General features: G+C 68.8%; 11 protein-coding genes. 10 read left to right on the top strand and 1 reads right to left on the bottom strand.

Translation table 11 applies throughout. The annotated features are described in order from the left end of the window. Nucleotides 1–88 precede the first annotated feature (88 nt). The 7 genes from A5760_RS01755 to A5760_RS01725 all read left to right on the top strand — a co-directional run bounded on the left by A5760_RS01755 (nucleotide 89) and on the right by A5760_RS01725 (nucleotide 8,558). Nucleotides 89–1,618 carry an ATP-dependent DNA ligase gene (locus tag A5760_RS01755; protein WP_064877365.1) on the top strand — a complete coding sequence of 510 codons (1,530 nt, stop codon included), beginning with the start codon at nucleotides 89–91 and terminating at the stop codon, nucleotides 1,616–1,618. Between the two features lie 45 nt (nucleotides 1,619–1,663). Beyond that, nucleotides 1,664–3,952, top strand: coding sequence for a carbon starvation CstA family protein (locus A5760_RS01750; protein ID WP_419538206.1), 2,289 nt, complete (start codon nucleotides 1,664–1,666; stop codon nucleotides 3,950–3,952). A 158-nt stretch (nucleotides 3,953–4,110) separates the two neighbouring features. Further along, on the top strand, nucleotides 4,111–4,413 hold the full coding sequence (locus A5760_RS01745) for a hypothetical protein (protein ID WP_155764160.1): 303 nt from the start codon (nucleotides 4,111–4,113) through the stop codon (nucleotides 4,411–4,413). A gap of 182 nt (nucleotides 4,414–4,595) precedes the next feature. Then, on the top strand, nucleotides 4,596–6,113 hold the full coding sequence (locus A5760_RS01740) for an Hsp70 family protein (protein ID WP_064877363.1): 1,518 nt from the start codon (nucleotides 4,596–4,598) through the stop codon (nucleotides 6,111–6,113). Between the two features lie 14 nt (nucleotides 6,114–6,127). Beyond that, nucleotides 6,128–6,793, top strand: coding sequence for a nitroreductase family protein (locus A5760_RS01735; RefSeq protein WP_196771943.1), 666 nt, complete (start codon nucleotides 6,128–6,130; stop codon nucleotides 6,791–6,793). A 29-nt stretch (nucleotides 6,794–6,822) separates the two neighbouring features. Then, nucleotides 6,823–7,701: a polyphosphate kinase 2 gene (ppk2, locus tag A5760_RS01730; protein ID WP_064877361.1), complete on the top strand. Its 879-nt coding sequence runs from the start codon at nucleotides 6,823–6,825 to the stop codon at nucleotides 7,699–7,701. 26 nt (nucleotides 7,702–7,727) lie between these two features. Beyond that, a complete protein-coding gene (locus A5760_RS01725) occupies nucleotides 7,728–8,558 on the top strand; it encodes an oxidoreductase (protein WP_064877360.1) in 831 nt (276 codons plus the stop codon). A gap of 3 nt (nucleotides 8,559–8,561) precedes the next feature. Here A5760_RS01725 and A5760_RS01720 read toward each other — a convergent pair whose 3' ends face one another. Further along, complete coding sequence (locus tag A5760_RS01720) at nucleotides 8,562–9,518, bottom strand: LLM class F420-dependent oxidoreductase (protein ID WP_064877359.1); 957 nt, start codon at nucleotides 9,516–9,518, stop codon at nucleotides 8,562–8,564. Between the two features lie 231 nt (nucleotides 9,519–9,749). Here A5760_RS01720 and A5760_RS01715 point away from each other — a divergent pair, with 231 nt between their 5' ends. From A5760_RS01715 to A5760_RS01705, 3 genes are read left to right on the top strand one after another with little or no spacing between them, the layout of a single operon-like run. Then, complete coding sequence (locus tag A5760_RS01715; RefSeq protein ID WP_231122523.1) at nucleotides 9,750–10,958, top strand: acetyl-CoA C-acetyltransferase; 1,209 nt, start codon at nucleotides 9,750–9,752, stop codon at nucleotides 10,956–10,958. Nucleotides 10,959–10,960: 2 nt separating this feature from the next. Beyond that, nucleotides 10,961–11,737 carry an enoyl-CoA hydratase/isomerase family protein gene (locus A5760_RS01710; protein WP_064877357.1) on the top strand — a complete coding sequence of 259 codons (777 nt, stop codon included), beginning with the start codon at nucleotides 10,961–10,963 and terminating at the stop codon, nucleotides 11,735–11,737. Continuing rightward, nucleotides 11,734–12,876 carry a CaiB/BaiF CoA transferase family protein gene (locus A5760_RS01705; RefSeq protein WP_064877356.1) on the top strand — a complete coding sequence of 381 codons (1,143 nt, stop codon included), beginning with the start codon at nucleotides 11,734–11,736 and terminating at the stop codon, nucleotides 12,874–12,876. Before A5760_RS01710 ends, A5760_RS01705 begins: the two co-directional genes overlap by 4 nt. Nucleotides 12,877–12,878 lie beyond the last annotated feature (2 nt).

Below are 12,878 nucleotides of genomic sequence, written 5' to 3'. Positions count from 1 at the left end.
CAGAATCACTGCGATCTGTAACGTTACGTAGGCACGCTAGCGTGTCCGCTCCGGAGGGCTGTCACCGAGCCATGCCAAGCTGGCTACCGTGCTCCTCATCGACGTGGCGACGACGTCTACCGACGTCGGGAGCACGTCGTCGCGGCTGACCAAAGTCACCCACATCGCCGGCCTGCTGACCCGCGCCGCGTCCGACGCCGCGGTGGTCGCCATCATCGTCGCGTGGCTTTCCGGTGAGTTGCGGCAACGCCAGATCGGCGTGGGCTGGGCGGCGCTGCGCTCGCGCCCGCCGGCGGCCTCGCACGCCTCGCTGACCGTCGCCGGCGTCGACGCCACCTTCTCCGAGATCGGCGCCGTGTCGGGTAAGGGCGCGCAGGCGCGCCGCGCCGCGCTGCTGGACGCCCTGTTCGCCGCCGCCACCGACACCGAACAGACCTTTCTACTGCGACTCCTCGGCGGCGAACTGCGCCAGGGCGCGCTGGCCGGGATCATGGCCGACGCCGTGGCCAAGGCCGCCGGCATCCCGGCCGCCGGGGTGCAACGCGCCGCCATGCTGGGCGGGGACCTGCCGGCGGTGGCGGCGGCCGCGCTGTCCGGTGCGGCGTCGGCGCTGGACGCGTTCGCGCTGCGGGTCGGCCGGCCGGTCGGCCCGATGCTGGCGCAGACCGCGACGGGTGTGGCCGATGCGATCGAACGCCACGGCGGCTCAACGATTTTCGAAGCCAAGCTGGACGGGGCGCGGGTGCAAATTCATCGCGCCGGTGACGAGGTCACCGTCTACACCCGAAGCCTCGACGATGTCACCGCCCGGCTGCCCGAGGTGGTGGAGGCGACGCTGGCACTGCCGGTCGACAACCTGATCGCCGACGGCGAGGCCATCGCACTGCGGCCCGACAACCGTCCCCACCGGTTCCAGATCACCGCCTCACGGTTCGGGCGCTCGGTCGACATCGCTGCAGCCCTTGCTGCGCAGCGACTTTCGGTATTCTTCTTCGACATCCTGCATCGCGACGGCATCGACCTGATCGACGCCCCGACCACCGAGAGGCTGGCCGCCCTCGACGCGTTGGTGCCGCCGGCGCAGCGAGTCGACCGGCTGCTCACCGCCGACCCCGCGGAGGCGGGCGCCTTCCTGGACGCGACGCTGGCCGCCGGCCACGAGGGCGTGATGGCCAAGGCGCCCGACGCGCCGTATGCGGCGGGGCGCCGGGGAGCGGGCTGGCTGAAGGTCAAGCCGGTGCACACGCTGGATCTGGTGGTGCTCGCGGTGGAATGGGGCTCGGGGCGGCGCCGCGGCAAACTCTCCAACATCCACCTGGGCGCGCGTGGTCCGGTCAGCGGCGAATTCATCATGGTGGGAAAGACTTTCAAGGGCATGACCGACGCCATGCTGGAGTGGCAGACCGCCCGGTTCAGCCAACTCGCGGTCGGCGGGACAGACGGGTACGTCGTCGAGGTGCGGCCCGAACAAGTGGTGGAAATCGCGCTGGACGGCGTGCAGAAATCGTCGCGCTACCCCGGCGGGCTGGCGCTGCGGTTCGCCCGCGTGGTGCGCTATCGCGACGACAAGAGCCCCACCGAGGCCGACACCATCGACGCCGTGCGCGCGCTGTACTGAACCAGGGCTTTTCTGAACACGCGCAGTTGGTTTAGCGCGCGTAGGGTGTCCGCCGTGGCAGTCACAGAGCACGGGACAGACGTCAGCTACATCCACACCGACGATGACCTGCCACCCGTCGCGGTCGTCGACCGCTCCCCCATCACCGCGCGGCACAAGATCGTGTTCGCGATCGTTGCGGTGCTCGGCGCCGTCGCCTGGGCGATCATCGCGTTCGCCCGGGGCGAGAGGGTGAACGCGGTGTGGATCGTCGTCGCGGCGATCTGCACCTACCTGATCGGGTTCCGGTTCTACGCCCGGCTGATCGAATTGAAGATCGTCCGGCCGCGCGACGACCACGCCACGCCCGCCGAGATCCTCGACGACGGTACCGATTACGTGCCGACCGACCGCCGGGTGCTCTTCGGCCATCACTTCGCCGCCATCGCCGGGGCCGGGCCGCTAGTCGGCCCGGTGCTGGCCACCCAGATGGGCTATCTGCCCTGCAGCATCTGGATCATCCTCGGCGCGGTATTCGCCGGGGCGGTGCAGGACTACCTGGTGCTGTGGATCTCCACCCGGCGTCGGGGGCGTTCGCTGGGCCAGATGGCGCGCGACGAGTTGGGCGCCACCGGCGGGGCCGCCGCGATGGTCGGCGTCCTCGTCATCATGGTGATGATCATCGCGGTGCTCGCCCTGGTGGTGGTGCGCGGACTGGCCCAGAGCCCGTGGGGCGTGTTCTCCATCGCCATGACCATTCCCATCGCCCTCTTCATGGGCTGCTACCTGCGGTTCCTGCGGCCAGGGCGGGTAGGCGAGGTCTCCCTCATCGGATTCGCGTTGCTGATGCTTGCCGTGGTCTCAGGCAACTGGGTCAGCGAAACCTCTTGGGGCGCATCGTGGTTGAACCTCTCGGCGGCCACCGTTTCCTGGCTGATCATCAGCTACGGCTTCGTGGCGTCGGCGCTGCCGGTGTGGCTGCTGCTGGCGCCGCGCGACTACCTGTCGACGTTCATGAAGATCGGCGCCATCGCGTTGCTGGCGCTCGGCATCTTCCTCGCGCATCCGCTCATCCAGGCACCGGCGGTCTCGCGGTTCGCCCACCGGGGCGACGGACCGGTGTTCGCCGGCTCGCTGTTTCCGTTCCTGTTCATCACCATCGCGTGCGGCGCGCTGTCCGGATTCCACGCGCTGATCTCGTCGGGGACGACGCCCAAGCTGCTGGAGAAGGAAAGCCAGATGCGCTTCATCGGCTACGGCGGCATGCTGACCGAGTCGTTCGTCGCCGTCATGGCGCTCATCAGCGCGGCCGTCCTCGACCAGCACGTGTACTTCGCGCTCAACGCCCCGGCCGCGCAGACCGGCGGCACCGCGGCCACCGCGGCGCACTACGTCAACGGCCTCGGGTTGTCGGGCGGACCGGCCACCGCGGACCAGCTGAACCGGGCCGCCGCCGGCGTCGGCGAAAAGTCGATCGTGTCTCGCACCGGCGGCGCCCCGACGCTGGCGGTGGGCATGTCCGAGGTGTTGAACCGGGCCTTCGGCGGCGCCGGTCTCAAGGCGTTCTGGTACCACTTTGCGATCATGTTCGAGGCGCTGTTCATCCTGACCGCCGTCGACGCGGGCACGCGGGTCGCGCGGTTCATGCTCTCCGATGCGCTGGGCAACCTGGGCGGGCCGCTGGCCAAGCTGCAGAACCCAAGTTGGCGCCCGGGCGTCTGGGGCTGCAGCCTGGCGGTGGTCGCCGCGTGGGGCGGCATCCTGCTGATGGGCGTGACCGATCCGCTGGGCGGCATCAACACGCTGTTCCCGCTGTTCGGCATCGCCAACCAGCTGCTCGCGGCGATCGCGCTGACCGTCATCACCGTGATCGTCATTAAGAAGGGCCTGCTGAAATGGGCGTGGGTTCCCGGGGCGCCGCTGCTGTGGGATCTGGTGGTCACGCTGACCGCGTCGTGGCAGAAGATCTTCTCCGCCGATCCCGCCGTCGGCTACTGGACGCAGCACTTCCGGTACCTGGCCGCCAGGAGCGCCGGTAAGACGTCGTTCGGATCGGCCAAGAACGCCCATCAGCTCGACGAGGTCATCCGCAACACGTTCATCCAGGGCACGCTGTCCATCCTGTTCGCGGTGGCCGTCGTCATCGTGCTGATCGCCGGAGTCCTGGTCGCGTTCGGGGCAATTCGCGGTCCGGGCAGCAAGCTGAGCCGGCCGCTGACCGAGGACGACCCGGTGCCCTCGAGGTTCTTCGCGCCCTCGGGTCTGATCCCCACCGCCGCCGAACGCGAGGTGCAACGCAGGTGGGACGGGTTGGCGACGTCGACCCCTGAGGTCGTCGCCGCTCAGGAGCGTTGACCGCCCGCTGACCATTACCTGCCGAGGTGCCGTAGCGAGCCGCGCGCAAACAGGTAGTCGACTACGCGTGCCTATCAATGGTCGCCGACCTTACGTTGACTGCATCGCCGGCAGACCTACCTGGTCAACCGGGCCGCAACGCGAAGAAGGTGGACGAAATGCTGGTCACGCCAACGGGACTCCCGACCGCATCCGACACCGTCCACCGGCCCATTGCGCAACCGTCCCCGGCGGCGTCCTCGGTCGAAGCGGCACCCGCCGAGGTCCTGATCAGCACCCAACAGGTGCTCTTCGGCACCGCCGCCGTCCAGGGAACGCACCGCGCCGCCCTCGCCGGCCGGATCGCCGCCGCGCTCCGGCGGATGGCCCCGGACGCGGATGAGCCGCGGCACCCCCACTACCCGGCGCGGATCGTCTACATCGAGGACGCCCGCATGGCGCGCGAAATGGACAGGCTGTGACCGCGATCGTCAGCGTCGCCTGCGTTGGGTTGATGCTGCTGCTCGGAATGGGGACCTACAACCTGCAGTGGTGGCTCGAGCGCAACGACTACGAGCGCCATTTCGAGGACTGAGCGAACGCGGACGGCACGCCGCGCAAAAAGGTCATGCCCAAGCCCGCGTCGCGGTCCTAAACTTGCGCGATGAGAGTCGGCATCGACTTTGGCACCACCCACACCGTCGTCGCGGCCGTGGACCGGGGCAACTATCCCGTCGTCTCCTTCGAGGGCGTGGATGCGTCGCCGTCGCTCGTCGCCGCCAACGCCGCCGGGGAGTTGCGCTTCGGCGCGGACGCCGCCGCCGTCCGCCACGAACCGGGATGGTCGGTGTTGCGCTCGTTCAAACGCTTGCTCAACGATGCCGGTCCCCAGACCGGGGTCACCCTCGCGGGCCGTGACTATCGGCTGGCCGATCTCCTGACCGGCTTCCTGGCCCAGCTGAAAACCGATCTGCAGCGGCACTCGAACGTCACCCTGGCGCCGGGCGAAGGCATCGAAGCCGCGATCAGCGTGCCGGCCAACGCGTCGAGCGCCCAGCGCCTGCTGACCCTGGATGCCTACGTGGCCGCGGGTTTTCACGTCGTCGCGCTGCTCAACGAGCCGTCCGCCGCGAGCCTGGAATACGCCCACCGGTACCGATCCACCATCACCGCCAAGCGCGAATACGTCCTGATCTACGACCTGGGCGGCGGCACATTCGACGCGTCGCTGCTGAAGATGACCGGGCACGCGAACGAGGTCGTCATCAGCGAGGGCATTCAGCGCCTCGGCGGTGACGACTTCGACGAGGCGATCGTGGAGCTGGTGCTGGCCGGCGCCAACCTGCCCGGCCTCGGCGCCGCCGAGCGCGGTCTGCTGGCCGAGGAGTGCGCCGCCCGCAAAGAGGCCGTCGGACCGCAGACGCGCCGCTTTCTGGTGGACCTGTCCGCGGTCGATCGGCCCCCGTTCTCCTGCCCCATCGACGACGTCTACGCGGTGTGCGCGCCCCTGGTCGACCAGACGACGGAGTTGCTCAACCGGGTTCTGCACGATCCGGCGCGCGCCCGCAAGGACGTGGACTGGTCGGAGGTGGCGGGCATCTACGTCGTCGGCGGGGCCGGCGGCTTCCCGCTGGTGTCCCGGATGCTGCGCAGCACCTTCGGCGAGAAGCGGGTGAAACGCTCGCCGCACCCCTTCGCCGCCACCGCCATCGGACTCGCCGTCTTTCTGGACAAGGAGTCCGGTTTTGCGCTGTCCGAACGGTTCTCGAGGAACTTCGGGGTATTCCGGGAGGCCGAGGCCGGCGCCGGTGTCGTCTTCGACCCGATCGTGTGCAAGGACGTTTCGCTTCCGGCCGACGGGCGATCCCCGCTAGTGGTGAAGCGAAAATATCGAGCGGCGCACAACATCGGGCACTTCCGGTTCGTGGAATGCAGCCGCCTGGTCAACGGGCGTCCCGACGGCGACGTCACGCCCTATGACCCGGTGCTGTTTCCGTTCGACCCGGCCCTCTACGACCGCGACGACCTCGGGCGTCAGCCGGTCGGCCGCTGGACGGACGGGCCCGACGTCGAGGAGCGCTACGTCATCGCCCCCAGCGGTGCGGTGGAAGTGACGCTGACGACGAAGCCGGCCGGGTTCGAACGCACCTTCCGCCTGGAGCGGTGCGCGTCCGCGAGTTGATGAGCCGTCCCGCCATGCAGCTATACGACGTGATGCGAACGACTTTCGCGGCACGGGAATTCACCGACGATCCGTTGCCCGACGAGGTGCTGGGGCGCATATTCGACAACGCCCGGTTCGCTCCCAGCGGCGGCAACAGGCAGGGCGCCCATGTCACCGTGGTGCGCGACGAAACGGTCCGCCGCCGACTGGCCGAACTCGGCAGGCCCGCCGCTCGCCGCTACTTCGCCCAGTTGCAGGCGGATGAAAACCCTTGGAATTCGGTTCATCCCAGCGGCGTGCCGCAAGACGTCATCGACGCGACCGAGATCCCCGAGACGTTCGTGGCGCCGATCGCCAAAGCGCCTGTCGTCCTCGTGGTTTCGGTCGACCTGGCCGTTGTCGCCGCCATCGACCAGAACCTGGACCGCGTCGGTATCGCCGGCGGGGCCTCGGTCTACCCGCTGATCTGGAACATCTTGCTCGCCGCGCGTAGCGAGGGCTACGGCGGCACCATCACGACGATGGCCATCGCGGCCGAAGAACACGTCCGCGAACTGCTGGGCATCCCCGAGCGGCACGCGGTGGCCGCCGTCGTGCCGGTCGGAAAGCCGGTGCGGCAGCTGACCAAACTGCGCCGCCGGCCGGTCGCAGACTTCATCACCCGAGATCGATTCGACGGCCCGGCCTTCGGCGGGTAAGGGGTCGACAAGGCCGATAGCGTCGAACTATGACCGATATCGATCTGGACGCCTTGTCGACCCCCGAACACGGGTACACCGTGGACGACCGTGATGACGACGACCCGGTCCTGCTCGACCGCGAGGGCAAATACGTCGACACGTGGCGCGAGCGCTACCCCTACGACCACCGAATGCCGCGCGACGAGTACGAGCGGCTGAAACGGCGCTTACAAGTCGAGCTGCTGAAGTTACAAAATCACGCCAAACGCACCGGAGGCAGGCACGTGATCGTGTTCGAGGGACGTGACGCCGCCGGAAAGGGCGGCACCATTCGGCGGTTCATGGAGCACCTCAATCCGCGCGGCGCACGGGTGGTGGCACTGGAGAAGCCCTCCGAACGCGAACAAACGCAGTGGTATTTCCAGCGTTACATCAACCACATGCCGGCCGGCGGCGAGATCGTGTTGTTCGACCGGTCGTGGTACAACCGCGCCGGTGTCGAGAGGGTGATGGGATTCTGCACCCCAGACCAATACGCCGAATTCATGGAGCAGGCGCCGCTCGTCGAGCAGATGCTCGTCGACAACGGGATAAACCTGACGAAGTTCTGGTGCTCGGTCTCACCCGCCGAGCAGCGCACCCGTTTCGCCATCCGGTTGGTCGACCCGGTGCGCCAATGGAAGTTCTCGCCGATGGACATGGAGTCGATCAACAGGTGGGACGACTACACCGCCGCGAAGGAGGCGATGTTCGAGGCGACAGATACCGAGGCCGCGCCGTGGATCGTGGTAAGGAGCAACGACAAGAAGCGGGCCCGGATCAACGCGATGCGCTACGTTCTCGCCAAATCCGACTATGACGACAAGGATCACGAGCTGGTGGGCGAGCCGGACCCCAATATCGTGGGCCGGGCGTTGACCGACTGAGCTGCGACCCGACTGAAAGGAGAGTCATGTCGACCTGGCTCATCACCGGCTGCTCGACCGGGCTCGGCCGCGCACTCGCTAAAGCCGTCATCGGCGCCGGCCACAACGCCGTCGTCACCGCACGGGACGCCGCCAAGGTTGCCGACCTTGCCGAGACCGCACCCGAGCGGGTGCTCACCGCCGCCCTGGATGTCACCGACCCCGCACAGGTCGCCTCGGCCGTGCGGCAGGCGATCGAGCGATTCGGTGACATCGACGTGCTGGTCAACAACGCCGGCTACGGCTATCGCGCCGCGGTCGAGGAGGGCGACGACGCCGACGTCCGCGCACTGTTCGAGACGCATTTCTTCGGCACCGTCGCCATGATCAAGGCGGTGCTGCCCGGCATGCGGGCGCGGCGCAGCGGCGCCATCGTGAACATCTCCTCGATCGGCGCCCAGCTGACCCCGGTGGGGTCCGGCTACTACTCGGCGGCGAAGGCCGCGATCGAAGGCATCAGCGGAGCCCTTCGCGGTGAACTTGTCCCGCTGGGCATTTCGGTGACCATCGTCGAACCCGGCGCTTTCCGCACCGACTTTGCCGGCCGCTCGCTGTCCCAGTCGGCCACCGTCATCGATGACTACGCCGCCACCGCGGGCCAGCGGCGCAAGGAAAACGACACCATGCATGGCAATCAGCCCGGCGACCCCGCCAAGGCCGGCAACGCCATCATCGCGGCCGTCGAATCGCCTGAGCCGCCGGCGTTTTTGTTGCTCGGGCCGGACGCGCTGGCCGCCTACCGCTACACAGCGGACGCGCGGGCCGCCGAGATTCGAAAATGGGAAGAGCTCACCAGCAGCACCGACTTCGAGGGCTGATCCCTACCCGCGCAGTTCCGGCAGCACGCCCTGCTCCCACGCCGCGAAGAACCCCTCCATGTCGGGGCCGATCTGCTGCACGTAGATCTCGTCGACGCCGGCGTCGATGTACTCGCGGACCTGGGCGATGTGCTTTTCGGGATCCGGGCCGCACGCGACGCTCTCGGCCACCGTCTCGGGCGGCACCAGCGACTGCAGTGCCGCGAAATCCTTGGGGCGCGGCAAGATTTGCGACGTCTGGCCGGGCAGACCCTCGTTGGCCCACAACCGGTGCGCGGTCTTCAGGGCGGCGTCGGCGTCCTCGTCCCAGCACACCTTTGTACCGCCCTGCACCGGTTTGTCGCCGCCGCCTGCCTCCCGGAATTTCCTGACCAGGTCGCCGTCGGGCATGGCGATGCTGTAGCCGTCGCCGATGCGGGCCGCCAGCTCGACGGCTTGCGGGCCGAACGCGGACACATAGATCGGCACCGGTTGCTCCGGCCGGGTGTAGACCTGCGCCTCCTGCACCTCGTAATGCTTGCCGTGGTGGCTCACCTCACCCCCCTTGTGCAGCTTGCGAATGACGTCGATCGACTCCTCCAGCATCTCTAGGCGCACTCCGGCGGACGGCCAGGGATCGCCCAGAATGTGTTCGTTGAGGGCCTCTCCGCTGCCCACCCCGAGCACGAAGCGTCCCTCGAGTTGCACGGCCGCGGTGGCCGACGCCTGCGCGATGATCGCCGGGTGGATTCGCATGGTCGGGCAGGTGACGGCGGTGCTGACCGGCAACGACGTCGCCTCCGACAGCGCACCGATCACTCCCCACACGAACGGGCTCTGCCCCTGCTCGTCGTTCCAGGGGTGATAGTGATCTGAGATCCACAGCGCCTCGAATCCGGCGTCCTCCGCACGCTTGGCCTGGTGGATGAGTTCCTTGGGGCCGAATTGCTCGCAGGTGAGAAAGTATCCGATCTTGGTCATGGCGCCGGGCTACCCGCTGAGCACCCTGTTATGCGCCGCCCGCGGGCGCGTATAGACCAGAGCACCGCAGCCCGGCGCCGGTCTCACCGCCGCGCGAGAACAGCTTCGCCATTTTGGAGAAGGTAGTTCTCCGCAGTCGAGAGACCGATTACGATCGCGGGTGACCAGTGCCGTCCGCCGACCCTTGCAACGCCCGACCCACGACGATCGGAGTCCATCATCGACGCCTGGATTCTCGACGCGGTCCGCACGCCCCGCGGGCGTGGCCGCCCGGACGGCGGACTGCACGGCGTGCACCCGCAAGCCCTGCTCGCCCGGTGTCTCACCGCGCTGGCGGAGCGGACCGGCTTCGAACCGGCCGACGTCGATGACGTGATCGCCGGCAACGGCATCCTGTCCGGAGACCACGGCGACGACATCGCCCGCCTCTCGGTGCTGCTGGCCGGCTGGCCCGAGAGCGTTCCCGGGATGACGCTGAGCCGATTCTGCGGGTCGGGCCAGCAGGCGGTGACCGTCGCGGCCTCCGGCATCGCCGCGGGCAGCGAGGATCTGGTGATCGCCGGCGGCGTCGAGTCGATGTCGCGCTGGGACGTCACGGCCGGCGTCCCGACCATCGACGGCAACAACCCGGACCTTCGCGCGCTGTATCCGACTGTTCCGCAGGGCATTTCGGCCGACCTCATCGCCACCCTGGAGGGATTCAGCCGCGAGAACGTCGACGCCTACGCCGCGCAGAGCCAGCGCCGCGCCGCCGCGGCCATCGAGCAGGGGCGCTTCGCGCGGTCGCTGGTCGACGTGCCGACGCCGGACGGTTGCGTCGACCGTGACGAGCATCCCCGCCCGGGCACCACCACCGAGTCGCTGGGCCGCCTCAAACCGGCCTTCGCCGCGATGGGCGCCGCGTGTGCCGATGGTGAGCAGCGCACGTTCGACGAGATCTGCCTGCAGCGCTATCCGGGCATCGACCGCATCGATCACGTGCATCATGCGGGCAATTCCTCGGGGGTGGTCGACGGCGCCGCCGCGGTGGCGCTGGCCTCCTCGAACTGGATGCACACCCATCGGGTGACGCCGCGAGCGCAGATCCGGGCCACCGCGGCCATCGGCAGCGAACCGGTCATCATGCTCACCGCACCCGGACCGGCGGCTCAGCGATGCCTCGAGCGGGCCGGAATGACCGTCGCCGACATCGATCTCTGGGAGATCAACGAGGCCTTCGCCGCCGTCCCGCTCAAGACCATGCGCGATCTCGACATCGACCCCGAGGTGGTCAACGTCAACGGCGGCGCGATCGCGCTCGGGCACCCCATCGGCGCCACCGGCGCGATGCTGATCGGCACCGTGCTCGACGAGCTCGAACGCCGGGACCTGACAACGGGACTGGTGACCATGTGCACCGGCGGCGGGATGGGCACGGCGACGATCGTCGAGCGGGTGTGACCATGCCGGACACCGTGGAGCTCGACCGGCCCGGCGATGGGGTCGTCATCCTGCGGCTCAATCGCCCGCAGCGGCTCAACGCCATCGACGAGGCGATGCAAACCGAATTGCGGCAGACCTTGAGCGATTTGACCGTCGACCGCTCGGTGCGCGCCGTCGTGTTGACCGGCGCCGGACGCGGGTTCTGTGCGGGTATCGACATGCGCGACTTCGGCCCCTCCATGCTGGATGCCAGCGCGCCCGCGCTGGACCGGATGCGTTTTCAGGAGCGGATGGCCGCCCTCGCCGAAGCGGTGCACGCGTTGCCGCAGCCCGTCATCGCCGCGGTCAACGGCCCCTGCGTGGGCGCGGGACTGGCGCTGTGCCTGGCCGCCGACATCCGAATCTGCTCGGCCGCAGCGTCTTTCGGCAACGCCGCGATCCTGCTGGGGCTCTCTGGCGCCGAGATGGGCATGAGCTATCACCTGCCGCGCATCGTCGGCACCAGCGTGGCCGCCGACTGGATGCTCACCGGGCGCACCGTGTCGGCCACCGAGGCCGACCGACGGGGTCTGGTCAGTGAGCTCGTCGAGCCGGACCGGCTGGCCGACCGCGCGGTGGAATTGGCGTCGCTGATCGCGAGCCATGCCCCGCTCGGAGCCCAACTGACCAAGCGCGCCCTTCAGGTCAACACCGACGCCACCAGCCTGGCGTCGGCCATGGAGATGGAGAACCGCAATCAGGTGATTTCGCACGCGACCGACGAGGCGGCCGATCGCCGCAAGAAGTGGTCTTCATGACCGGTCCCCTACTCGGCGTGCGCATCGTCATGATGGGCGGATTGGGGCCCGCACCGTTTTGCGGAATGCTGTTGGGAGACTTGGGCGCCGATGTGATCCGCATCGACGCCCTGGCCGGCGTGGACGGCCCGCTGCCCGTCGACCACACGGTCCGTCGCAGCCAGCGGTCACTGGCGGCCGACGTGAAGGATCCGCGCGGCCGGGACCTCGTCCATCGGCTGGCCGCCAATGCCGACGCCTTCGTCGACGTGTACCGGCCCGGCGTGGCCGAACGCCTCGGCATCGGTCCGGACGCGCTGCGGGAACGCAATCCCCGCCTGGTCTACGCCCGCATGACCGGCTACGGGCAGGACGGGCCGCTGGCCGGTCACGCGGGTCACGACATCAACTACCTTGCGCTGACGGGCGCCCTGCACGCCATCGGCACCGCCGAATCACCGGTGCCGCCGCTGAATCTCGTCGGCGACTATGGCGGCGGCGGAATGCTGTTGGCGGTCGGGTTGCTCAGCGCGATCCTCGAGGCCCGCGAGTCGGGTGCGGGTCAGGTCCTCGACGTGGCGATGGTCGACGGCGTCGCCGCCCTGCTGGCGCCGTATTTCGGCATGCTTCCCGCCGGCACGTGGCACGACCGGCGTCAGGACAATCTGCTCGATGGCGCCGCTCACTTCTACGGGGCCTACGCGACTGCCGACGGGGGCCACATCGCCGTCGGCGCGATGGAGCCGAAGTTCTACGCCGAACTGTGCGGCCGGCTGAATGTGGATGTGCCCCATGACGATGGCAATCCGGCGGCGTGGGCCGCCCACCGGGCCGCGCTGGCCGCGCGCTTCGCCGAGAAGAGCCGTGACGAGTGGGGGCGTCTGCTCGATACCCCGGGATGCTGTGCGACACCGGTGCTTTCGCTGACCGAGGCGCCGCGGCATCCGCACAACGCCGCGCGGCAGACGTTCATCGAGCTCGACGGCATCACGCAACCCGCTCCGGCGCCGCGCTTTTCCCGGACCCGTCCGGCTGCGCCGGCGTCTCCGTCGTTGCCGGGCGATCACACCCGCGCGCTGTTGGGCGAACTGGGTTTGGACACACAGGCCATCACCGAGCTGGAAGACGCAGGCGTGGTGGCGCAGAGCGAGAAGGGGTAACA

The organism is Mycobacterium colombiense, from assembly GCF_001665835.1.
In the GTDB taxonomy this organism is placed as follows: Bacteria; Actinomycetota; Actinomycetes; order Mycobacteriales; family Mycobacteriaceae; genus Mycobacterium; species Mycobacterium colombiense_A.
This window is presented reverse-complemented; position numbering and strand designations above follow the sequence as displayed.